Below are 23798 nucleotides of genomic sequence, written 5' to 3' on the forward strand. Positions count from 1 at the left end.
CCCGCGCACAAAACGGAGAACGGGGGCAAGCGCCCCCACACCTACAACAACCAGCGCCCATATAAGCCATACCACAACGCCAGCAGTAACAAAAGATTGGCGACTACCGACAGCAGGAAGGCGTTACGGAAGGCCTCCTTACGCGTTTTATGACGAAACAGCCACTGGCCGAGCAGCCCGCCTGGCCAACCGCCAACGACGCCGATCCCAAGCAGGATGCGCTCGGGAATCCGCCGCCACTGCCGCCGCGCCGCCAGTTTGTCGCCGCCATACAGCAGGAAGGTTAACAGATTCACCAGCGCCAACCCATACCAAGCGGGGTGAGCGGTCAGTAGGCAAATCCCTAACAGCAACGCCAGCGCGCCGCAACAGAGCAGTGTTGGTTTCATTCAGTTGCAATAAATTGTGATAAATTTCACTTATATTCGCGCGTCTAGGCGAAAAGTACAATTGGCGCGCCATTGATGCCCCGCTGCGCTCGGCGAAATCCGCACATATTCACCCTTTGACCACGGGTACGCCCAACTCCAACTGCCACTCGCCACTAAGGCGGCCATCGTTGAGGTAACGCTCGAAGCAGGGCCCCCCGGTCGGGCGATAGCCACGGGCGGGCAGTTGCTCGGCAAACAACGCCATCCAGGGGGTGGCGAAGTCATGCTGAGTGACCTGTACCGCGGCCAATGCATACTGGCCCGCCGCCAGCGTCAAAATGCGGACCCCGGCGTCGTCGGCATCGGCGGGCAACAGCACACCCGGCGCTGCCGCCAGGGCGACATCCACCCGCAACGCCTCGGGTGCCACCTGCCGGGGATTATCGTAATAGATAGCCATCCACTCGCCTGACAAATGGTGACGCTCCGCCCAGGCCATTAAACGCGTAAACCCCTCGGGTAGCGTGTGCGCCAACGGCCCGACTAAACGCAGGGCGAACAGCGGCCGCGCCGCCAACATCTCGATCTGTAACGTCATACCCGCTTCTCCTGTGTTAGGCATCGCCAAGCGATACCGTATAGCTCCCCCGAACAGGTCGCCGGCTCAGAGCGGCCATAACCAGGCCGCGCCACGCACGCCACTGGCATCGCCGTGCTGGGCCGGACGGATCGGGGTTCGGCATTCACCGCCGAAGATCCAGGGGGTGATCAAATCGGGAAGGGTCTGGTAGAGGCGCGCCACGTTACTCATCCCGCCGCCCAGCACGATCACATCAGGGTCGAGCATATTGATGGTCTGGGCTAAGGCCCGCGCCAGACGCCGCTCGTAACGGACGATGGTCGCCTGGGCCAACGCCTCACCCGCCGCGACACGCGCCATGATCTGCGCGCCATCGAGCGCCTCCCCGCCCAAACGCCGGTAATCGGCGCAGAAGGCGCTACCGGAGACGAAGGTCTCGATACAGCCCGCTTTCCCGCAGTAACATGGCGTAGCGGCAGCGATGGCACGTTCCTCGTCATCCTGCCAAGGCAACGGATTGTGCCCCCATTCGCCAGCGATACCGTTGCCGCCGGCATGTACGCGGCCCTGCAAAGCGATGCCGGCACCGCAACCGGTGCCGATGATCACCGCAAACACCAGCGCGGCCCCCGCTGCCGCCCCATCCGTTGCCTCCGAGACCGCCAGGCAATTGGCGTCGTTAGCCAGACGGACCTCACGCGCCAATCGGTGCGCGAGATCGACATCCAGTCGCGTGCCATTCAACCAAGTAGAGTTGGCGTTCTTCACCCGCCCAGTGAAGGGCGAGAGGGTACCGGGAATACCGACGCCGACCGTACCACGTTGGCCGCACTGCTGCTCAGCCTCCTCCACCAGCGCCGCGATCGCCGCCAGCGTGGCGGGATAGTCGTCGCGCGGCGTCACCACCCGCCGCCGGAATAGGGTCTCTCCCGTCGCGCTCAGGGCCTGCGCCTCAATCTTCGTCCCACCCAAATCAATGCCGATCCGCATCCATCACTCCTCGTTCACGCCTTCTCTCTCCCTCATAGTAGCGGAGTTTTCCCGTGAAGAAACGGGGAGAATTCGCTATCATCACGCCAGCTATCATCCCCCTAAATTTTGGAAAAAATGCCCATGTTATGGTTTAAGAACCTGTTGATTTACCGTCTGAACCGTGAAACCCCGCTGGTCGCGCAGGAGATGGAGTCCCAACTCAGCGCCATGGCATTTACTCCTTGCGGCAGCCAGGATATGTCGCGTACCGGCTGGGTGCCGCCCCTCGGTGGCGACAGCGATGCCCTGACCCACAGCGCCAATGGTCAGATCCTGCTGTGTGCCCGAAAAGAAGAGAAGATCCTGCCGGCACCGGTCCTTAAGCAAGCCCTGCAAGCCAAGATCGAGCGCCTGGAGGCCGAGCAGCACCGTAAGCTGAAGAAGACCGAAAAAGACGCGCTCAAGGATGAGGTGTTGCACAGTCTGTTACCGCGAGCCTTTAGCCGCTTCAACCAGACCTGGTTATGGATCGACACCGTCAATCAGCGCATCATGCTGGATGCCGCTAGCGCCAAGCGGGCGGAAGATGTACTGGCACTGCTGCGTAAGAGCCTCGGCTCCCTGCCGGTGGTGCCATTGACCTTGCAGGAGCCCATCGAGCTGACGCTGACCGAATGGGTACGCAGCGGTAATACCCCGGCAGGCTTTAGCCTACAAGATGAGGCCGAGCTCAAAGCTACCCTGGAAGAGGGCGGCGTGATCCGCTGTAAACAGCAGGAGCTGGTCAGCGATGAGATCGCCGTCCACATCGAGGCCGGTAAACGGGTGACCAAGCTGGCGCTGGACTGGCGCGAGCGTATCCAGTTAGTGCTGGCCGACGATGGCGCGCTCAAACGCCTCAAGTTCGCCGATACCTTGCGCGATCAAAATGAGGACATTGATCGGGACGATCGCGCCGCACGCTTCGATGCCGACTTCACGCTGATGAGTGGCGAGCTGGCGGTACTGATCGACGAACTGATCGCTGCGTTGGGGGGTGAGGCTCAGGGCTAAAACGCGGAGGGTGCCATTGATGGCCGAACACGGACAGATCTTTCATGCCGTCTATCTGATTTTGGAGCGCCAAGGGTGTTTCCTGTTGGCGCGCCGCGCCAACACCGGTTTCGCCGATGGCTGCTGGTCGCTACCGGCTGGGCATGTCGAGGCGGGCGAATCCGCGAGTCAAGCGCTGGTGCGCGAAGCCCAAGAAGAGATCGGCCTGACGCTGGCAGCGACGGCGCTAAGGCATGTCTATACCTTGCACCGGCGCAGCAGCGATCGTACCTATGTTGATCAATGGTTCTACCTGGCCGATGACGCCGCCATGGTGGAGAACGGCGAGCCGCACAAATGCAGCGCGCTGGCCTGGTACCCACCCGATGCGCTGCCGGAAGCAACCCTACCCTATGTTCGTAAGGTATTAGCGGAATTTCGTCATCGCCATTATGGCGAGGTGGGATTTAGCGACGAGACATTAGGCGGCGACGCACGCCGCCTAATGTCGGATATTAACGACTCAGATACTTGCACAAGTAGGCGCTAGGCTCCGCCACCTGTAGGTTGAACTCACTGTGTCCCGGGATGAAGAAAGTCTCACCGGGCGTAAAAACCTGCCAATCGGGCGCGCCGGGGATCAAAACCCGTAACGCCCCCGTCACCACCGTCATCTCCTCAGGCCTGTCGGTCGAGAAGGTATACTCCCCCTTCTCCATGACCCCCACGCTGGCGCGGCCAATTGTGCCGCTATCATAGCCGATCGACTTCACTTTCCCTGCAAAATACTCATTCACATTCAGCATAGTGTGGCCTCTTTCCCGCTAGTGGTCTCCTCATCTTGGGCAAAAAAAGCCAGGCTGTCACCCTCTTCCGTTCAAGGTGCGATCGCCGACACGCCACAACGCGGCGAACGCTGAAAAAAACGCCATCCCCTTCACCGCCGCGCACGCGCCAGGCACCCTGGCCGCTGACAGCGCACGATTTTCATATTTCCTCCATTTTGCCCGCAGGCGAAACAGCTACAATAGACGCCGGGCCACAGCGTGTGCCGCCTGCGACATGCAGGCATGCACGCCTCTCGATTGCTGAATGGATGCCATCCTGCCGTTGCCTTTACACAAGCGACGGCGCCGAACTACGCCAGCCGCAGGGCATCAGCCTCGTCGGTGGCCTGCGGATCAGCCAGTCGAGCCACTGCGGTGGTCTACCGGTAACTGCGGTGGTCTACCGGTATATGGCGCGACTACGGCGCCGCTTCCGTCGGCAGTCGCACCTGCCGCCCTTGGCGCACTAGGAGAACGCATGAAACTGGGCATTTCCGCCAAACTCTTTCTGACCATACTCTCCACCTGCATTCTGGTGTTGATCATCATGCACTGGGGAGTCCGCGTCAGCTTCGAACGTGGCTTTATTGACTACATCCGTCACGGCAACGAGCAGCGGGTTCAATTGATGGCCAGCGAGCTGGAAACGCTGTACGCCCGCCAAGGCAATTGGCGTTTCCTGCGCCACAACGAACGCATCATCATGAGCATCCTGCGTGACATCGAGCAGAATAACAGCCAGCACGTCAACCTACCGCCTCATGGCTGGCGTACGCCTTTCTGGGTGCTGGATGCCAACGGTAAGCGCCTTGTCGGTCCTGCGGGAAAACTGCCTCATGATGGCATTCGCAGTGCGGTACGCTATCAAGACGCGGTGGTCGGTTGGGTGTTGACCACCCCGCCCGACCGGCTCACGCGTAACGCCGACATCAACTTCGATCGCCAACAACGCCGCACCAGTTGGTTTATCGTCGCCCTGGCGACACTGCTGGCGACGGCCGTGACCTTACTGCTGTCGCGCGGCATGCTGGCGCCGGTCAAACGGCTGATCAACGCTATGCATCAGCTCGCTGCCGGGGACTTCGCTACCCGCGTCGAAGTCAGTAGCCGCGACGAACTGGGCCAATTAGCGCAAGACTTCAATCAATTGGCCACCACGCTGGAGCGCAACGAGCAGATCCGGCGGGCCTTGATGGCCGATGTCTCCCATGAGCTACGCACACCGCTGGCGGTGCTGCGCGGCGAGTTAGAGGCGCTGCAAGACGGGGTGCGCCGCCTGACCCCCGACTCATTGCTCTCCTTACAGGCCGAAGTCAAGACCCTGACCAAGCTGGTTGACGATCTGCATCAGTTGTCACTCTCCGACGCCGGGGCATTGGCCTATCGTAAGCGACCGATCGATGTCTGCGCCTTGGTGCACGCCGCGGCCGGCGCGTTCCGCGATCGCCTAGCGGCGAAGGGAATCGACCTGCACCTCCGGCTGCCGGAGCAGGCTCAGGTATTCGGCGATCCCGATCGCCTGCTACAGTTGTTCAATAATCTGTTTGAAAACAGCCTGCGTTATACCGATGCCGGGGGCGAACTCCAGATCCTCGGCCAACGGGAGAACGACACATTGACGCTGTGCTGGCAGGACAGCGCGCCAGGCGTCAACGATGAACAGCTCCAGCATATCTTCGAACGCTTCTACCGCGCCGAGGGATCACGCAGTCGCGCCAGCGGTGGCTCGGGTCTGGGGCTGTCCATCTGCCAAAATATTGTCGCCGCCCATGGCGGGGGCCTGAGTGCCCATCACTCGCCATTAGGGGGCCTGACACTGCGTGTGGTATTACCCTTGGCGCCCCACGCCTAAGTGAACAAGAATTCCCCCGCCGCCTCTTACCGCGGGGTATACTGACATTCTTATCCATCATCTTAATCCGTGAGTAATCCGATGAACCTGTTGGCGACCACTCCACTGTTTCCGCCCCCCGAGGGCGCCCGCATCCTGATCGTCGAGGATGAGCCGAAGCTGGGACAGCTGTTGATCGACTATCTGCTCGCCGCCGGCTACCGCCCGCATTGGCTCAGTCGTGGCGACGAAGTGTTAGCCCATCTGCAAAGCCATCTCTATGATCTGATCTTACTGGATCTGATGCTGCCCGGCGTCGACGGCCTGAGCCTGTGCCGCGAGATCCGTCGCAGCTCCGAGGTGCCGATCGTGATGGTCACGGCGAAGATCGAAGAGATCGATCGCCTGTTGGGGCTAGAGATCGGTGCCGATGACTACATCTGCAAGCCGTATAGCCCGCGCGAGGTGGTGGCGCGGGTGAAAACGATCCTACGCCGTTGTGGGTTACAGGAGAATGGCGAGGTTCGCACGCCGCTGCTGATCGACGAAAGCCGTTTTCAGGTGCGCTATCGCCAGCAGATCCTTGACCTAACCCAGGCCGAATTTCGCCTGCTCAAAACCTTGGCGACCCAACCAGGCTGCGTGCTGTCGCGCGAACAGCTCCTCAACCACCTGTACGATGACTACCGGGTGGTGACTGACCGCACCGTCGACAGCCACATTAAAAACCTGCGGCGTAAACTGGAGGCCATCGAACAAGGCGAGCCGTTGATCCGCTCGGTCTACGGGGTCGGCTATCGCTGGGAAGGATTGCCTTGTCAGATCATCGCCTAATCCGCGCTGTCAGATTTCGCCAACAATTTTCACACGATCGTCCCCCCGCTTTATTCTGCCGCTGCTTATACTTTAGAGCGGGTTCCATCCCCTCCGTTATCTGCACCACAACACGTCAGGTAGAGGGGGGGAAGGGTTGTCTCTAGGCAGGTAAGGAGATCCCCATGACCATGGGTTACTACGAAATCTCGCGCACCCACAATGGGCGCTTTCATTTCTGCCTCAAGTCCGGTAATGGCGAGGCACTCCTGTACAGCGAGATGTATGCTAGCCGTGCCTCGGTGGAAAATGGCATTCTCTATGTGCAGAGTAACGCTGGCGAAGACGCGCAATACGAGTTGTGCTGCGAGGGTGAGCAGCCTTATTTTTTACTGCGGGCCAAGAATCATCAGGTGATCGGCCATAGCGAACATTACAGCTCGGAAAGCGCCGCCAGAAAGGGGATCGCGTCGGTGAAAAGAAATGCTCAGAGCCACGACATCCGTGATCTGAGTCGCCTGTAATCCTGCACGCCCCTCAAGGTGCCGCTCCCCTGCGGCACCTTGATTGTACTGCCTACGGCAACTCTCTATAATGCCCGCCTTTACTGTAGCCTTCCGCTACAGCCTGACCTGTGATCAGAACAAGAGAGTCGTCTATGTTTACTCCGGAATTACTGTCTCCGGCCGGTTCGCTGAAAAACATGCGTTACGCCTTCGCTTATGGCGCCGACGCGGTATATGCCGGCCAACCTCGCTACAGCCTGCGTGTGCGTAATAACGAATTCAACCATGAAAACCTAGCATTAGGCATCCAAGAGGCCCACGCCTTGGGTAAGAAATTCTATGTGGTGGTCAACATCGCGCCGCATAACGCCAAGCTGAAAACCTTCCTGCGCGATCTGAAGCCGGTCATCGACATGGGGCCCGACGCCCTGATCATGTCCGATCCGGGGTTGATCGCCATGGTGCGCGAGACGTTCCCACAGATGGCGATCCATCTGTCGGTGCAGGCTAACGCGGTCAACTGGGCGACAGTCAAATTCTGGCAGCAGATGGGACTGACGCGCGTCATCCTGTCGCGCGAGCTGTCGTTGGAAGAGATCGCCGAAATTCGCCAGCAAGTACCGCAGATGGAGTTGGAGGTGTTCGTACACGGCGCGCTGTGCATGGCCTACTCTGGCCGCTGCCTGCTGTCGGGTTATATCAATAAGCGCGATCCGAACCAAGGTACGTGTACCAACGCCTGCCGCTGGGAATATAAGGTGCAGGAAGGGAAAGAAGATGAGGTCGGCAACATCGTCCACCAGCATGCACCGATCCCCGTGCAGCAAGTCGAGCCGACGCTGGGCATCGGCGCGCCGACTGATCGGGTCTTCATGCTGGAGGAAAGCCAGCGTCCCGGCGAATACATGAGCGCCTTCGAGGACGAACATGGCACCTACATCATGAACTCGAAAGATCTGCGCGCTATCCAGCATATTGGCCGCTTGACCGCGATGGGGGTTCACTCGCTGAAGATCGAGGGACGCACTAAGTCGTTCTACTATTGCGCTCGCACCGCCCAAGTGTACCGCCAAGCGATCGATGATGCCGTCGCCGGCAAACCCTTCGATCCCAGCCTGTTAACCACGCTGGAATCCCTAGCCCACCGCGGCTATACCGAAGGATTCCTCCGCCGCCATGTGCATGAAGACCAACAGAACTATGACTACGGCTACTCTGTGTCTGAACGTCAGCAGTTCGTCGGTGAACTGAGTGGGATACGCCGCGACGGCTACGCCGAAGTGCTGGTGAAGAACAAATTCTCCCGCGGCGACAGCCTGGAATTGATGACGCCGCAAGGGAATATCCAATTCACCCTCGACGATCTGCGCGACAAACAGGGCCAGCCCTGCGACGTGGCCCCCGGCAACGGCCATACGGTCTATATTCCGCTGCCTGCCGAGATCAATCTGGCGTATGCTCTGCTGATGCGTAATCTACACGGCAACAGCACGCGCAATCCGCACGGCCAATAAAAGCGCATTAAGGCCGGAATTATTCCGGCTTTTTCCTATTTTTTTAGCAATACCCGATATTGATCACACTAACCCCAGCAGGCGACGGTTATTATTGCCGCACAAGAAGCAATAACGAATAGCAATACTAGGAACCACCTCCTTGCCGGCCCAATCTCCCTTGGGCTGGTTTTCTTTTTTGCGTAAAATATTCCCTCCCTTCATAGCAAAATGCTAACATATTGTTTATAAACGCATTTTTAACAAAACCTCATCGTAAGGCTTGATTTTTCCGCTACAGCTCTGCTCGCAAAATATATTTTTGCGCATGGGCAATATATTATTTTATTAATTTATTGCCGAAAACTCCCCCATTATTACGAATAATAGAAATAACTTGGAATAACTGAATCCGTTCAGCTAAAAATACCCCCGATAAGCCAGATCCAATCCCGCTGCCCGCACGACTGATAAAACGGAACAACGACAATCTGGACATACGCGACTCAGCCCGCTCAACGCGCCGCCAGTTTTCTCCCCCTCTCTCACGCCGGTGTCCCCGAGGCGATGCATATGCTGGCCAGCAGCACATCCAACAAGGTACGAAACTCAGAGTTACGCAGTGAAAACTTATTGTAGGTAAGATAGAGCGGCAACGGGGGCAGCGAGAAGGTCGTCTCGACCACGCGGAGATTAAATAATGGGGCATAACGCTGCACCACCTCCCGGGGTAACAGCGTCAAGAGATCGCTGCGGCTTACGGTTTCCAGAATCGAGATAAAAGAATCGGAGCGCAATACGACGCGGATTTCAGGTAGGCAGTCGAAACAGGCGGCGCTATGGTTCGCGTGTTGTAACAAGGCCATCCGCTCACCGGCCAGCTGAGCTTCGCTACAGCACTGCGCCATACGCGGATGCTGCTCGCGACAGACCAGTACCCATGGTTGATGCACCAGCGGCAGGCACTGTACCGCATGCGCACTCACCGCCGCAGGGCTGAAGACCACATCCACCTTGCGAAAAGTGAGCAGACTCTCGGCGATGGTGTAAGGATTCGCATCGCCATAGCTGCTATAGTGCAATAGTTCGTATCCCACGCCCAGGTGTTCGAGGGCGCCAATCGTGGCAGGCAACAGTTGTAACGCCAGACAGCAGGGGGAAAAAATCACAAACTTACGCCGCTGCTTGGCCGAGAGAGTGGCATTGAGCGTGTGATCGATCAAGGATAGCCCGCGGGCGATTTGTTCGTGCAGGCTAACCCCCAATGCCGTCGGCGAGATCCCTTTCCCTTCGCGCACAAATAGCGGATCGTCGAAATGTTGCCGTAGCTTTTGCAGCGACTGGCTCACGGCCGAGGGGGTCGTCCCCAATGCCGCCGCTGCACGGCTGACACTGGTATAAAGGAAAACCATCTCGAAGACGGTCAAGAGATTGAGATCGAATCCTTTGAGGTGCAATAGACCTCCGTGATTATAATACTCGCGAGCCATTACATATCCTTATGTTTTTACACCGTTTTTATTAAAAATCTCCTGTGGGAAAGATTATACATTCACGCTAATAACTCAATATGTCATCGGCCATTAGCAATAGACGATCGCACAAATTCCGTATCTCCGGAGCAGCGGCGACAAAAGCGCGTACCGCCATAGCCAGGCGCGACTAACTGGGGAAAAATAAGAAAGAAGAGAGGTGACCACAAAGAAGAGAGGTGACCACGAAGCGACGATGACAGTGGAGCCGAGAGAACAAGCGCGCCCGGCGCGAAGGCCGGCGCGCTCAGAAGGCCAGGATTACTGGCCCTGTGCCAATAAGAACTTCACCACATCGGCATATTCGCTGCGGTAACCCTCGATGCTGCTAGACTGCATCCCATCGTTTTTGATCTGGTACTTACCGGCGACGAAGAAAGACGGTGTGCCGCGTACGCCAAACGCCTGCACCGCATTCTCCTGACGCGCCGTGAGTGACTTCACCACGAAGCTATGCTGTGCGGCGTCGTAATCAGCCGCCGGCACGCCGGCATCGACGAACACCTGGCGAATATCGGCCGGAGAGTTAATGCTGCGCTTCACCTGCACCGCATCAAACAACGGTTTTTCCACCTTATCCGCGACCCCTAGCGCCTGCGCCACAGACCAGGCTTCAGTCAACGCCGCGCCCTGCGGCCCAAGGAAGCTCACGTGGTATTTCACCACGCTCTCGCCTTTAGGCAGCACGGCATCCACCGCCTCGCCGATACGGTAAACGTTGGCGAATTGGTTACACGGCGGGCAATAGAAGGAGAAGAATTCAACCACCGGCGGCGCGCCCGGCACCGCCTTTTGCATGTCGGTATACTGCTTACCGGCCTGATATTCTGCGGCCTGAGCGGCGACGGAGCACAGTGCCAGTAGGCCGACGGCGGCCTGGAAGAGTGTCTTTTTCATCATAAAATACCGTATTAAGTCAACTGATTGCGCAGATTACCATCCTCAACCGCCCACTCGCGCTCGGATTTACGATTAATTACACCGGATTACCATGCGACACAGTTACACACCCGGTGACAAACTCCCGCTCACTGCCAATCAGGCTGGCTCTCGACCTGACGCATCAATAACGCCTGTAACACATTATCCGGTTTTCCCAGCCACTGAAAACGGGCATAGCGCGACGGATGTAGCATGGCCGCCTCGTTGTCCGGCAACATCACCCGCAGTCCCCAGGCCTGCCGCCGATCGGCGCTGAACACGACGAATAACTGCTGATTGCCACAGTTATGCGGCTGGCATACCATCCCCGTCAGATAATCTTTCCCCTGCCAGCGTAACCGTTGCGGGGGAGCCGATGTGCCCTGACCGCTGCGTACCCACGACGGCAACGCCGTCTCCCCCTGCACCGCCTGACGCCATGCTGCCTGGTATTCCGCCTGTGCCATCACCTGCGCGAGCGAGGGTGCCATCGTCTCCTCGGCCTGTGCCGATACGCTGAACAGCAACATCAGGGATAAACAGACACCAGATACGCTTTTCACCATCATGCAAATCACCTCATTACGAAAGGAAAGAGATTATTATTCATTGCTTTTTCCGCGCCGTCACCTGGCAAGAAAGTTGATCTAACTCAGAAAAGTACCCTGATGGCGGCCCTCTCTCTCCCCTTTCAGGTAAGCTGGCGCGCATACGATTCTCTGGGAAACGACATGATGAGCGACATAACCTCTGCAACCTCACTCCCCCCTCTTGAGCGGGAGTGCTACAGCGCCGCCGATGCCGGCCAGCTCGATGCGCTGACGTGCGCGGCCATTGGTCAACGTCTCGCCTTTTTAGGCGAAGCAACGTCGCCCCAGGAGAGCTATCTGACCGGCTGGATAGGGCCCAATCCCTTGGTGATCATTCGGAACTACCAGGATAAACGCGGCACCTCCAGCGGCTTTCTGCTTTCCATCGGCGATGAGTACCGTTTTAGCGTACAGACCATCACCCCACGCATCCCTAAACTATTGCTCTGGGCCACCCTCCGGACTAAACCGAAAACGCTGCCGCTGATCGCCCTGCAAAATCTGGCCGCCGGCGATCAGCGCCTCCTGCCTTACCGCAGCCTGCGTGACGCAACGCTACGCGGCAAGATGAATCAGTGGTGGGCGGAAATCAACGACTACCTAGGCATCGCCTGCTGGCAGCAACGGCATGACTATCCGCAATGGCAAGCGCTGGCGGAGCAACTCAGCATCGCACGTGTCACGGCCTTGCAACAGTGGCTGCAAAGCGCCACACAGCCCTTGGAGCAGGATGGCGACTACGCCGGACGCTGGTTGGGGGATCGATTCATCGCCAGCCGTGCAGCCAGCGAAGCGACACCCTGGCCTTCACTGCTGCTGACTGAGCGCACAGCGACGGCCACGATCAGCTACCTGATCGGCTGGCTGGCGGATGAACAGGGACAGCCAGCGCTGGCGTTGGCGCTACGTCCGCGTCCCGAACAGCCCTTCTTCACCCTGAACCGCTTCGACGCCGCACATCTCCAGCGCCTGCACGCCCTCTTTATGCACCTCTGGCAACAGGCCGCGTCAACGCAACCACACGACGCCTAAGGGCTATCCCGCCCCGTTGGGCCTCCTCGCGGCGTATCGGGACGGAGAGAATATCCCCGCGTTTGACCGACTACGCCGAGCGCGGCTCTCCGGCCGCCAGCGCCGCATGAGGCATCGGGCCTGGACGCCACACCGTTAGGTCTACACCGCCGCACCGCTTGGCCGGGCGGAGTAGGCCCCTGTCGCTTACCACCAGCGATAGAAGTGGTGTACAGGCCCGATGCCTTGACCGACCTGCAACGAGTCGGCCGCCATCAAGGCGCCTTGCAGATATGCCTTAGCCGCCGCGACGGTGGCGTCCCAGTCCGCATGACGCGGACGCAATGCCGCCAACGCCGCCGACAAGGTACAACCCGTACCGTGCGTATGGCGCGTGGCCACGCGTGGAGCGCTAAAACGTGTGGCGCTTCCCGCTTGCGTCAGCAGCCAGTCCGGGCTTTCCGCCGCCTGGAGATGTCCGCCTTTGATCAATACCGCCTGACATCCCAAAGCCAATAAGGCCTCGCCTTGGACGCGCATCTCCCGCTCGTCGCGTGCCACCTCGCACGCCAGCAGCGCGGCGGCCTCCGGCAGGTTGGGCGTGATCAACGAGACCCGGGGCAACAACAACTCCCGGATGGCGCTGACGGCTTGGGGAGCCAACAACGCATCCCCGCTTTTGGCGACCATCACCGTGTCCAACACCACATGTGGCAACGGGTAACGCGTCAACGCCTCGGCAACGCAGGCCACGATATCCGCGCTGGCCAACATACCGATCTTGGCGCTATCGATACGTACATCGCTCAGCACCGAGTCCAACTGCGCCGCGACAAAATCGGCGGCGATGGGATACAGCGACTGTACTCCGCGGGTATTTTGTGCCACCAGCGCGGTGATAACGCTGGTGCCGTAGGCCGCCAACGCCGAAAAGGCTTTGAGATCGGCTTGGATCCCGGCACCGCCGCTGGGATCGGTACCGGCAATGGTCAAGGCGTTAATGCGTTCTGCATGGCTGCTCATCGTGTCTCCTCCAGGCTAGCCGCGCGTTGAAAGCCATATAAGGCATCCAGGAAATGGGGCGTGAAACTACCGGGGCCGCTGGCCTGCGCCGCCGCCCGCTGTCCCGCCAACGCCATTACCCGGCAGGCGCTGGCTACCGCCGTCAAGCGATCCGTCTGCACGACGAAGGCCGCCACCACCGCCGACAGCGCACAGCCGGTGCCAACCACCCGTGTCATCAAGGCATCACCGCCTGCGATCTGATAGCTACGAACCCCATCGGTCACATAGTCATACTGTCCGCTCAGCGCGACGATGGCGCCGCTCTGCCTCGCCAGCGCCTGCGCCGCCGGCAGCGCCGCCAACGCGTCATCCTGGCTGTCGACGCCGCGTCCGCTCGAGGGGAAGCCGGCCAAGGCCAAGATCTCGGAGGCATTGCCGCGGATCGCCGCCGGGCCCAAACGTAATAGCTGACGGGCGAAGTCGCTACGGTAACTCAATACGCCGACCGCCACCGGATCCAATACCCAAGGCGTACCCGCCTGATTGGCCGATGCAATCGCCGCTAGCATGCTGTCCGCTCGTGCGTCATACAGGGTTCCGATGTTGATCAATAGCGCATCAGCCAAAGCAGCAAACTGGTGCGCCTCATCGGCCTGCACCACCATCGCCGGCGCAGCGCCCAGCGCCAGTAGTACGTTGGCGGTAAAGTTTTGTACCACTTCGTTGGTCAGACAATGCACCAGCGGGACGCGCTGGCGAAGGGTGAGTAACGCCTGTGCGCACAGCGCGTCAGGCAAGGGGGCGGGGGGTGTCAACATAGTGTGTCTCCCAACCGGCGCGAAGAAGGCGGCGCGGTCAGACACCGTGACTTCCCTACGCTGGCATTATCCAGATCAGGTAATACGGGTATTTCTCAGCCTTCACAAAGAAGGGCACCCCGAGTCATGTTATTCATCACGATGCTGTCATTAACACATAGTGAATCCGCCGGCAGGATAATACTCTCGCTGGAGATTGTAAATGCGCGGCGGCCAGGCATGCTTAGCGGGTGTTAACTGCCGCGATAAGTGGCGTAGCCATATTGACTCAGCAGCAGCGGCACATGCAGCTTTTCATTCTTTTGCGTTACCTGAAATAAGACCGGCACCTGCGGGAAAAAGCTATCCTGTCCCAGCTTATGGAAATAGGCCCCAGTTTTAAAGGTCACCCTATAGATACCAGGGAGCATATCCCCTCCCGCCGGGTAAAGCGCGCGGATACGTCCGTCATCATCCGTCACGGCGCTGGCAAGCTCACGCCAGGCATTACCATCCTGTTGCGCCAGCTGCACCGTCACTCCGGCAGCTGGTTTTCCCGTCTGCTGATTCAGGATATGCACGCTCAGTTCGGCCTGCGCCGCCGTACTGAATATCGATAACATCGTGGTAAGTAAAAGGATTTTTTTCATTACTCGACTCCCATAGTATGTGATCCCTTGGGCAGCCTAGCAAAATACTTTCGGCGTGTTATTAAACTTTTCGTTAACTTTTCAGCGCTTGGTCGATAAGCCCCCTCGGCCAAGCGCATCTGCCCCACCCGCTACAGTGGTAACAGGGTAAAGGTCAGCAACAGATTCATCAGCGCCGCGACTGCCATCGGAATCGCGGTACGCTTAATCACCAGAAAAGGCGATACCCCGGCGATACCGGCAATCGCCACGATCGCCGGGGTAATCGGCGACACCGTACGGCCAAAACTGGTCATGATCTGCATCGGCAGCAACAACGTCACCACATCTACCTTAAGAAAGGCGGCGATCTTAGGGATCAGGGCGGCAAAGGAGAAAAACGCCGCGTTGCCGGAGCCCATCAAAAACGCCGCGAGTGCCAATACCGCGCTCATCACCACGATCATCGCCCCGCTGCCAAACCCGACCTCTTGGGCCGCGGATACCAGCGTATCGACGGCACCGATCTTCAGCAGCCCGCGGGCGAAATACTCCCCGCAGACGATCAGCGAGACGACCAACACAAACTGCCGCCCCATGCCCTCAAAAAACAGCATAAAACTGTCCATGACCGCCCGGGCGCTGCGCAGGCGAACCCACTCGAAGCCCAGTGCCACGACGGTGCTGATCACCATAGCGCTGGTCACATCCAGCTTAATCGAGGGGTGAAACAGCGGGCTAAAGCCGATAATCAATAGCAGCGGGATCACCGGCAGGATAGCGTAGATCCGCGGCGGTGCAGCGCACACCTCCGCCTGATGCTCCGCCGCCTGCGGCGGCGTAAAGACAAAGCCGTCGCGACGATCCCACCAGCGTTGGACAACGTAATGGGTAAGCGCCACGGCACCGATGATCGGCAGGGTAAACGGCAGCTGATGTGAAACGAAATAGACCGCGGGCTCCAACTGCGCCGTCTGTGCGGCCAGCACCACATTCCCCGAGCCGGGGCCGTGATCGATAAACTGACAACAGCCAATCACCCCCAGCGCGGACGGTGGGCTGATCCCCGAACGGATCAGGATCGGGTACATCGTTACCATCAGCAGCATCGCTAAACCGGCGTGGCTCGGGATAAAGATCACCAGGATCTGCGTTATCAGAAACGCCAACGTTAATAAGACATAAGGGGAACGCACTCGCTTCAGCGGCTGCTCGAAGACCCGAAACAGTGCCATGCTGGCGCCGACATGCTCCATGTAGCGAGAAAATCCGGCGATGGCCATCAGCGTCAACCCCAAGCCGGCCAGGCGCGAGCTAAGAATATCGCTGAATACCTTGAAAATATCGAAGTATTTGCTGCCGCTGGTGCTCTTTTCGGGCAGCAGCGGCCTCAAGTCGAACAGTACCGTCAGCAGCAGCAGTAAAAAACCTGCCAGAAACAGCACCGGCTGTGTTTTATATCCTTTGGCAAACAGCGCGATCAACAGTGCCGTCACCAACGCGGCGCAGAGTAGACCCGTCATCATCGTATCCCGTAGCACAATAGGCAGAAAAGAAAGAAGAAGGCCATGCACAGGTGGCACGCCGTTGGACGGCTACAACGCCGACAGCGCCTGCTGCAAATCGGCGATCAGGGCATCGACAGACTCCAGCCCGATATGCAGGCGCACATAGGGGCCGCGCCCGCTGTGCCAATCCGTGATCGAGCGGGCACCCTGTACATTCGCCGGTAAGACCAGGCTCTCGAAACCGCCCCAGGAGGCGCCAATAGCGAACAACGTCAGCGCATCGATAAAGGCGTCGACCTGACGCTGGCTATAGCGGGCGGCGAACTCCAAGGTCAGCAACCCATTGCTGCCGCTACAGTCACGCAACCACAGCGCATGGCCGGGATGATCCGGCAGCGCCGGACAGTGCACCCGCGCCACCTCGGGTCGCCCCTGTAGCCACTGAGCCACCCGCAACGCGGCGGCACCGTGTGCCGCCATCCTCAGCGCCAGCGTTCGCATACCGCGCAGCACCAACGCGGCGTCATCAGGGCTAACGGTCTGCCCCAGCGCCTCCGGCAGCGCACCGATGCGCGACCAGGCTCGCTCGTTGGCCACCATCATGCCCATCATCACGTCCGAATGGCCGCCGAGGTATTTGGTGGCGGCGATCACCGATACATCCGCGCCCAGGCGCAACGGGTGATAAAGCCAGGCCGATCCCCAGGTGTTGTCGACCGCCACCGGAATATCACGCGCATGAGCCAGGCGACACAGCGCCGGTAAGTCCAGCATTTCATACAGCAAGGAACCGGGGGACTCGGCAAAGATCAGCTGGGTATTGTCCCGAATTTTCTGCTCAACATCGGCGGCGTCGGCGCGGAAAAAGTCATAGGCGATCCCATTGGGGCGTAATAGGCTGGCGGCTATCTTACGCACCGGTTCATATACCGCGTCAGAAAACAGCACATGTCCGCCGGTACGCGCATAACCCATGATGGTGAAGCCAAGTGCCGCTAAGCCTGTGGGGAACAGCTGACAACGGTGTCCGCCCTCCAGCATCGTCATCATCCGCTCCAGGGCGAAGCCGGTTTCGGTGCCGCGGGCGCCATAGCTCAACACCCGCTCCTGCTGACGACGACTGCGCGTCTCACGCCAGGTTTGTACACTGTCAAAGAGTATGGTGCTGGCGCGCATCAGCGGTGGATTGACCGGCGTGATTCGCCCCTGGGGGCGCTCGCCGTGGATCAGGTAGGTAATGGGGTCCATCATGCCTCTCCCGCAAAAAAAGCCCAAGGTAAACAACATGCAGTAAATGACCAGAAACGATCGTGTTATTGACCATCACAAGAAAGGCAATATAAAGCCAGCAATAACGGGTTAATTATATTTATCGTGTATTGCACACGGCTAATTACTTTCTGACAGCGCCGTTATCGCAATGTAATTAACGACACGCCGCGCAATAAATATATTAACCAGAGGCAACGACATATTAGAATAACTCAATGAAAAAACAGCGCGGCCATATTGCAGCGCACCCTGTTTTTCTCACACTATACCGATGTAATGCGCGGCATAATTCACTGGCGATAGTCATACGTCACTATTATGTATGAAAATAAATTCATCTAACGTATAAGGTATTTATATGGGCTCAAGTGTGTTTGATTCTGTATTATTAAATAATGCCTGGTCGACCGAGGAGATGCGCCTGATTTTCTCCGATGAGACCCGTATTCAAAAATGGCTAGACTACGAAGCCGCATTGGCCCTTGAGCAGGGCGAACTTGGTCTCATTCCCGCCGATGCCGCGCGCGCCATCGCCGACAGCGCCCGGCTGGAAAAACTGGACTTTACCTATTTGCTGGAGCAGTTGCGCCTAACCCGCCATCCGCTGGTGCCAGCGATCCGGGCGCTGGAGCGGGCCTGCCCAGACGGAGCGGGCGAGTATGTCCACTTTGGCCCCACCACCCAAGATGTCATCGACACCGGTCTGATCCTACAGTTGCAACAGGCGCACGGCGTATTTTTGCGCGACGTGAAGGCCATTGGCCGCAGCCTGTACCAGTTGAGCGCACGCCACCGTGCGACACCGATGAGCGGGCGCACCCTGGCGCTGCAAGCACTGCCGATCACCTTTGGCCACAAAAGCGCGATCTGGCTGGCAGAAATGGGGCGTCACTATCAACGCCTGCGCGAACTGGAGCCACGTCTGTTTGTCGGCAGCATGGTCGGCGCCGTCGGAACCCAAGCCTCCTTTGGCGAACAGGCCCCGCTACTAGAGCAGCGAGTGCTGGCTCGGCTGGGGCTGGGCACGCCAGAAATTTCCTGGCAGCCAGCACGTGATCGCCTGAGCGAATATGGTATGACGATCGGACTTATCGCGGCGACGCTCGGCAAGATAGCCAACGAAATCCTGCTACTCGCCCATAACGAAATCGACGAACTGAGCGAATTCTTTGCCCAAGGGCAGGTCGGTTCATCCACCATGCCGCATAAGCGTAACCCCGCCGTGGCAGAGAACGCCGCCTGTGTCAGCAATGCCCTCAAAGCCAATCTGAGCGTACTAAGCGACATGATGAAGCACCAGCACGAACGCGATGGTGCGCTATGGAAGACCGAGTGGAAGATTATGCCGGAGCTATGCCTGATGCTCTCGGTGATCTTGGACAACCTGCGTACCGTACTCTCGGCGTTGACGGTCAACAGTGCACGAATGCGCAGCAATATGGATCTGCTCGGCGGCTTCATGCTGGCGGAGCGCGTCATGTTTGCCCTGGCGGAGAAAGTGGGTAAGCAGAGCGCTCATGAGCTGGTATACGCGGCGGCGATGCGCGGGCAGGAGCAGGGGCTCCCTTTCAGCCAGGTCCTGTATGACGACCGCCGTATCAGCGCCCACCTCACCCGCTCGGCGCTGGAAGCCTTGCTCGATCCGAGCACCTATATCGGCCATGCCCCACGGCAAGTCGATCACCTCTTGGCCACGGTCGACCAGGCGGGCTGGCTAGATTAACCGGCCCCCTCAGCCTCCCCCTTGCCCCCGTTAGGAGCCGCCCATGACCTTCAGCCATACCCTCAGCCGTTTTATCGTCGCTCAGGGTCACTTAACGCTGCCGACGGCGGTAAGTGACCGCGCTCGGCTACACTTGCTGGATACCTTTGGCGTGGCGTTGGCGGGTGCCGGACAAAACGCCGCGCGCCGCGCCCGCGCGACGCTAGAGAGCTTACCTGACGGCGAAGCCAGCGTGCCGGTCTGGGGAACCTCGTGCCGCGCGCCACTCTCTCAGGCGGTACTGCTCAATGGTATCGCCGCACACGCGCTAGACTTTGACGATACCCACACCGGCGCCATCCTGCACGGTAGCGCACTACTGACCCCGGTCGCGCTCGCGCTGGGTCAGCTCTGTAACAGCGGCAGCGAGCAGATGCTGAGCGCCTGGGCTATCGGCTGGGAAATCGCCGCCCGCGTCGGTCTGGCGGCCAACGGCGGTTTTCACCGGCGTGGCTTTCACGCGACCGCCGTCGCCGGAATCTTTGGTGCTTGCGCCTGTGCTGCGGTACTGCTCCGCCTGACGCCACAGCAAACCTGTCATGCCTTGGGCTTGGCCGGCAGCCAGGCCGCTGGCGTGACCGAGTTTCTAACCCGCAGCGACGACGCCAAGTGTTTTCATGCCGGCTGGGCCGCCCTCAGCGGTATCTGGGCCGCGCGTCTGGGGCAAGCGGGAGTCAGCGGCCCGGAAACCATTTTTGAAGGACGCTTCGGACTGTATAAAACCCATGGTCAGGAAGATCAGGCCAAGCTGGAATGCCTGACTCAGGGGCTCGGCGAAGCTTGGCAACTCATGCAGGTTTCCATTAAACCTTATCCCTGCTGCCACTTTGCCCATGCGACGCTCGACTGTGCCCGTCAGTTACGCCGCCACGGCATTACCCCCGAGCAGATAGCCCGAATCGAGTGCGTCATCGATCCGGTCGCCGCAGCGCTAATCTGCGAGCCCCCCGACACCAAATACCGTCCCACGAGCAGCTACGCCGCGAAATTCAGCCTGCCCTGGCTGGTTGCCGCCGTCATCCTGGACGATGAGCTCACCCTGGCCTCGTTGACACCGGATCGTCTAGCTCGCCCGGCGCTGCTGCAACTGGCTCGGCGCATCGGCTACCGTTATCCCCATCCCGGCGAGATTGACTTTCCGCGCTATTTCCCCGGGCTGATCTCGGTATGGCTCCACGACGGGCGCTGCTTGCAACACGCCCTCCCCATCAACTACGGTAATCCGGACAACCCACTAGCAGCGTCAGCCATCCGCGCCAAGTTTCTGGCCAACGCCAAGAGCTGTCTGCCCGATGAACAGGCGCAAACGCTGGCCGACAGACTGCTGCACGACGCGGCCTGCCCCCAGCCACGCACGCTGGCGGCGCTGCTGACGCTTCCCGACACCGCCTATTAGTTACGCCTCTGGCGCGGCGCCGTCCGCCCGCGCCCACTCCGCCTGTAGGGTATTGAATAAAATCGGGGCGGCCCGAGCTGGGCTGACGGTATTCAGATACAGGTTATAACGAATGGCGGGCAGCGGCGGTAGGCCGTGCCGCTCATCCAGCACGCCGAGATCTTCGCCGAGCAACTCCAGAGAGCGCGCCATAATGCCTAACCCGGCGCGCACCGCTGCCCGGGCCCCAGACAGGGTGGTAGCCATGTAGGCGATGCGCCAACGGATGCCGTACTGTTCCAGATGGCTTATCATCATGCTGCGGTAGGTGCTGGGCTCGTCCAGCACTACCAACGGCAGGGGACGGGAAAAGTCCGGCTGATAGTGACGTCCGGCAAACCACAGGGAAGGCGAGGCCCGCAAGGTAATCCGCGGATAGCCGACGCACTCTTCGGTGGAGATCGCCAGATCCAACGCATTATCGGCAAGCATCCGCATCAAAAAGGGGCTGCGCTGCACCACGATATCCATGGTCAGGCGCGGGTAGGCGGCAGAAAACCGCGCCAACAGATCGGGTAAAATGGTATTGGCCGTATCGTCCGGCGACCCTATTTTCAGCACGCCATCAATATCTTCCCGCCGCAGAAACAGGCAGGCCTCATCATTCAGCCGTAAAATACGCCGGGCATAATTCAATAGCCATCCCCCCTCCTCCGTCAGCGTCTTATTGCGCCCCTGTAGGACAAATAACGGTCGCCCGGCGATCTGCTCTAGGCGCTGCATTTGTTGACTGACTGCCGGTTGGGTTCGGCATACGGCCTCCGCAGCGGCGGCGAAACTATGGCTATCGGCCACCGCGACATAGGTGCGTAATAAATCCAGATCCAGATTAATAATGGGCTGTCTGCGTGTAGGCATGATTTATCTCGGTCCGGCGCGCCAAGGGAATAAGGCAGAATAATAAGTCATGGCGCCCAGTACCAACCGAAAAGGCGTATACAGTGATCGCGTCTCGATTAAATCCGTGGATATATCGATAAATAAAATTTAACCTGCACCCAGAGTTTATTTTTAATAATATAGACATTAGTGGGGGAAATATTCTTTCCCCCTTCGACGGCGGTGTCTGCGTCACCGGGCTCCTCCGCCGTCTGGCGGAAGAGCCCGGCGTGGCATTATGCCTGCGCCGCCAACGTCTGGGTAAAGGTGATATAGCCACCGGTCAAGTTTCGCGCCCGGAAACCGTGCTGCACCAGCAGACGGTAAGCTACGTGGCCGCGTAGACCCGACTGGCAGCCGATCAGGATCTCTTTATCTCGCGGGAGCTCATCCAGACGCGCGCGCAATTCATCCAGTGGGATATGCAACGCCTGCGGATAGCCCCCATGTGCCTTCAGCTCCTGCGGCGTGCGAATATCCAGCAGGCACTGGCGCGCCGGATCGCGTTGCAATACGTCGGCGACATGGCAGATGGCGGTATCGCCATTCAGCACATTGTGTGCCAGCATACCCGCTTGGTTCACCAGATCACGCGCGCTGTTATAGGGCGGTGCATAACACAGCTCCAGATGCTCCAAATCGGCCACCGTCAAGCCGGCACGCTGGGCGACGGAGAGCACATCGATGCGTTTATCGACCCCCTCCTTGCCCACCGCCTGAGCGCCGAGGATCGCCCCATCACGCGGATCGAAGATCAACTTCAATGAGATGGGCGTCGCCTGGGGATAGTAACCGGCATGGCTCGGGCCATGCACAAACACGACCTCGTAGGGGCGCTGCTGACGGCGTAGCAACTTCTCATTCAATCCCACACTGGCGACAGTCATCGCGAAGATCTTACACACCGAGGCCGCTTGGCTACCACGGTAATGGCTAGCACGCCCCAACATGGCATCGGCGGCGATCCTTCCCTGACGATTGGCGGGCCCGGCCAGCGGTACCAACGGCGGCAACGCCGCGTCGAAGGGCGGTGCCTCGACGGCATCGCCCACCGCATAGATATCGGCCTGCGAGGTGCGCATCGCACTGTCGACGCGGATGCCACCGCTGGCCCCTAATTCCAAGCCGGCAGCTTGAGCCAGGCGACTCTCCGGCCGAATCCCGATGGCCATGATCACCATCCCACTGTTCAGCTCACTGCCATCGCTCAGTGTCAGAGTGAGTCCCGCCTCATGCGCGCGGATCGCCTGTAACGCGGTTCGTAGACGCAGATCGACCCCGTTGGCACGTAGCGTCTCATGCAACGGCTGCGCCATCTCCGCATCCACCGGCATCATCACCTGGCTGCCCATCTCTAACAGTGTTACCGCCAGACCACGCTGGCGCAATGCCTCGGCCACTTCCAGGCCGATAAAGCCGCCGCCGACCACGCTGGCATGCTGCGGTGCCCGAGTAGCGATATACGCCAGGATAGCATCCATATCGTCGATGTTACGCAGGGAGAACACCCCCGTACTGGCGATACCGGGCAAGGGAGGCAGCAGCGGCGCGGCGCCGGTACTCAACAATAGGCGATCGTACGATTCGCGGTAGATCCGACCGCTGGTCAGATCGCGCACCTCGACGAATTTCTCCTGTGCATCGATCGCCAGCACCTCATTATCTACCCGCACGTCCAGGTTGAAGCGCTGGCGAAAATCCTGCGGCGTCTTCAACAACAGGCTGGCACGCTGTGGGATCTCGCCTGCGATATGATAGGGCAGACCGCAATTGGCAAAGGAGACATAATGTCCGCGCTCCAATACGATGATCTCCGCCTCCTCCGATAACCTTCTGGCCCGCACCGCCGCCGATGCCCCGCCGGCGACCCCGCCGATAATCACGATTTTCATCTACTCACCTCATCGTATTCACTCATCTGCTCGGCAAGCACGAGCACTCGTGTTGCCTCGATCTTATTATCATTATACAATAATATATAATATTAATTTATAAAATATTAAGGAAGCATGACGCATGCGTTCATCCGCAT

General features: G+C 59.2%; 23 protein-coding genes and 1 riboswitch. Of the genes, 9 read left to right on the forward strand and 14 right to left on the reverse strand.

Going from position 1 to position 23798, the window contains the following annotated elements; translation table 11 throughout:
- Positions 1-41 precede the first annotated feature (41 nt).
- The 3 genes from EHO01S_RS05275 to mak all read right to left on the reverse strand — a co-directional run bounded on the left by EHO01S_RS05275 (position 42) and on the right by mak (position 1941).
- A complete protein-coding gene (locus EHO01S_RS05275; RefSeq protein WP_024522974.1) occupies positions 42-389 on the reverse strand; it encodes a DUF1294 domain-containing protein in 348 nt (115 codons plus the stop codon).
- Positions 390-498: 109 nt separating this feature from the next.
- Positions 499-969 carry a GyrI-like domain-containing protein gene (locus EHO01S_RS05280; RefSeq protein ID WP_024522975.1) on the reverse strand — a complete coding sequence of 157 codons (471 nt, stop codon included), beginning with the start codon at positions 967-969 and terminating at the stop codon, positions 499-501.
- Positions 970-1035: 66 nt separating this feature from the next.
- On the reverse strand, positions 1036-1941 hold the full coding sequence (gene mak, locus EHO01S_RS05285) for a fructokinase (RefSeq protein WP_024522976.1): 906 nt from the start codon (positions 1939-1941) through the stop codon (positions 1036-1038).
- Between the two features lie 123 nt (positions 1942-2064).
- Between mak and rdgC the strand changes: the two genes are divergently transcribed.
- Positions 2065-2976, forward strand: a complete 912-nt coding sequence (gene rdgC / locus EHO01S_RS05290) for a recombination-associated protein RdgC (protein ID WP_024522977.1) — start codon at positions 2065-2067, stop codon at positions 2974-2976.
- Between the two features lie 19 nt (positions 2977-2995).
- Positions 2996-3505 (forward strand): NUDIX domain-containing protein, encoded by a 510-nt coding sequence (locus tag EHO01S_RS05295; RefSeq protein ID WP_024522978.1) that lies wholly within the window; start codon positions 2996-2998, stop codon positions 3503-3505.
- On the opposite strand, the gene ppnP is transcribed toward EHO01S_RS05295, so the two are convergent.
- Positions 3471-3761 (reverse strand): pyrimidine/purine nucleoside phosphorylase, encoded by a 291-nt coding sequence (ppnP, locus tag EHO01S_RS05300; RefSeq protein WP_005283718.1) that lies wholly within the window; start codon positions 3759-3761, stop codon positions 3471-3473. The genes EHO01S_RS05295 and ppnP overlap by 35 nt on opposite strands.
- Positions 3762-4260: 499 nt before the next feature.
- Between ppnP and baeS the strand changes: the two genes are divergently transcribed.
- The 4 genes from baeS (at position 4261) to trhP (ending at position 8446) form a co-directional block, all read left to right on the forward strand.
- Positions 4261-5634 (forward strand): envelope stress sensor histidine kinase BaeS, encoded by a 1374-nt coding sequence (baeS, locus tag EHO01S_RS05305; RefSeq protein ID WP_024522979.1) that lies wholly within the window; start codon positions 4261-4263, stop codon positions 5632-5634.
- 81 nt (positions 5635-5715) lie between these two features.
- Positions 5716-6447, forward strand: coding sequence for an envelope stress response regulator BaeR (gene baeR, locus EHO01S_RS05310; protein ID WP_024522980.1), 732 nt, complete (start codon positions 5716-5718; stop codon positions 6445-6447).
- Between the two features lie 164 nt (positions 6448-6611).
- The gene (locus EHO01S_RS05315; RefSeq protein ID WP_024522981.1) at positions 6612-6950 is read left to right on the forward strand and encodes a YegP family protein; all 339 of its coding nucleotides are present in this window, start codon (positions 6612-6614) and stop codon (positions 6948-6950) included.
- 134 nt (positions 6951-7084) lie between these two features.
- Complete coding sequence (gene trhP, locus EHO01S_RS05320) at positions 7085-8446, forward strand: prephenate-dependent tRNA uridine(34) hydroxylase TrhP (RefSeq protein WP_024522982.1); 1362 nt, start codon at positions 7085-7087, stop codon at positions 8444-8446.
- Positions 8447-8970: 524 nt separating this feature from the next.
- Here trhP and EHO01S_RS05325 read toward each other — a convergent pair.
- The 3 genes from EHO01S_RS05325 to EHO01S_RS05335 form a co-directional block, all read right to left on the reverse strand.
- Positions 8971-9915 (reverse strand): LysR family transcriptional regulator, encoded by a 945-nt coding sequence (locus tag EHO01S_RS05325; protein WP_024522983.1) that lies wholly within the window; start codon positions 9913-9915, stop codon positions 8971-8973.
- 303 nt (positions 9916-10218) lie between these two features.
- On the reverse strand, positions 10219-10857 hold the full coding sequence (locus EHO01S_RS05330) for a DsbA family protein (RefSeq protein WP_024522984.1): 639 nt from the start codon (positions 10855-10857) through the stop codon (positions 10219-10221).
- Positions 10858-10985: 128 nt separating this feature from the next.
- A complete protein-coding gene (locus tag EHO01S_RS05335) occupies positions 10986-11447 on the reverse strand; it encodes an inhibitor of vertebrate lysozyme family protein (RefSeq protein ID WP_232238267.1) in 462 nt (153 codons plus the stop codon).
- Positions 11448-11609: 162 nt separating this feature from the next.
- Between EHO01S_RS05335 and EHO01S_RS05340 the strand changes: the two genes are divergently transcribed.
- Positions 11610-12500 (forward strand): hypothetical protein, encoded by an 891-nt coding sequence (locus EHO01S_RS05340; RefSeq protein WP_232238266.1) that lies wholly within the window; start codon positions 11610-11612, stop codon positions 12498-12500.
- Between the two features lie 186 nt (positions 12501-12686).
- Here the strand turns inward: EHO01S_RS05340 and thiD are convergent, their stop codons facing one another.
- From thiD to metC, 5 genes are all read right to left on the reverse strand, one after another.
- The gene (gene thiD, locus EHO01S_RS05345; protein WP_024522987.1) at positions 12687-13502 is read right to left on the reverse strand and encodes a bifunctional hydroxymethylpyrimidine kinase/phosphomethylpyrimidine kinase; all 816 of its coding nucleotides are present in this window, start codon (positions 13500-13502) and stop codon (positions 12687-12689) included.
- Positions 13499-14302: a hydroxyethylthiazole kinase gene (gene thiM / locus EHO01S_RS05350; RefSeq protein ID WP_024522988.1), complete on the reverse strand. Its 804-nt coding sequence runs from the start codon at positions 14300-14302 to the stop codon at positions 13499-13501. Before thiM ends, thiD begins: the two co-directional genes overlap by 4 nt.
- Positions 14303-14337: 35 nt before the next feature.
- Positions 14338-14434, reverse strand: a riboswitch (TPP riboswitch).
- A gap of 101 nt (positions 14435-14535) precedes the next feature.
- Positions 14536-14931 carry a hydroxyisourate hydrolase gene (uraH, locus tag EHO01S_RS05355; protein WP_024522989.1) on the reverse strand — a complete coding sequence of 132 codons (396 nt, stop codon included), beginning with the start codon at positions 14929-14931 and terminating at the stop codon, positions 14536-14538.
- A gap of 131 nt (positions 14932-15062) precedes the next feature.
- Positions 15063-16433 carry a C4-dicarboxylate transporter DcuC gene (gene dcuC / locus EHO01S_RS05360; RefSeq protein WP_024522990.1) on the reverse strand — a complete coding sequence of 457 codons (1371 nt, stop codon included), beginning with the start codon at positions 16431-16433 and terminating at the stop codon, positions 15063-15065.
- 72 nt (positions 16434-16505) lie between these two features.
- Positions 16506-17669, reverse strand: coding sequence for a cystathionine beta-lyase (gene metC, locus EHO01S_RS05365; protein ID WP_024522991.1), 1164 nt, complete (start codon positions 17667-17669; stop codon positions 16506-16508).
- Positions 17670-18048: 379 nt separating this feature from the next.
- Between metC and purB the strand changes: the two genes are divergently transcribed.
- Positions 18049-19413: an adenylosuccinate lyase gene (purB, locus tag EHO01S_RS05370; protein ID WP_024522992.1), complete on the forward strand. Its 1365-nt coding sequence runs from the start codon at positions 18049-18051 to the stop codon at positions 19411-19413.
- A gap of 43 nt (positions 19414-19456) precedes the next feature.
- On the forward strand, positions 19457-20848 hold the full coding sequence (locus tag EHO01S_RS05375) for an MmgE/PrpD family protein (RefSeq protein ID WP_024522993.1): 1392 nt from the start codon (positions 19457-19459) through the stop codon (positions 20846-20848).
- On the opposite strand, the gene EHO01S_RS05380 is transcribed toward EHO01S_RS05375, so the two are convergent.
- Entirely contained in the window at positions 20849-21745 is an 897-nt protein-coding gene (locus tag EHO01S_RS05380; protein WP_024522994.1) for a LysR family transcriptional regulator, read from the reverse strand.
- Positions 21746-22002: 257 nt separating this feature from the next.
- Complete coding sequence (locus EHO01S_RS05385; protein WP_024522995.1) at positions 22003-23658, reverse strand: FAD-dependent oxidoreductase; 1656 nt, start codon at positions 23656-23658, stop codon at positions 22003-22005.
- Positions 23659-23798: the final 140 nt, after the last annotated feature.

It is taken from the genome of Edwardsiella hoshinae NBRC 105699 = ATCC 33379, from assembly GCF_000474215.1.
Classification (GTDB): Bacteria; Pseudomonadota; Gammaproteobacteria; order Enterobacterales; family Enterobacteriaceae; genus Edwardsiella; species Edwardsiella hoshinae.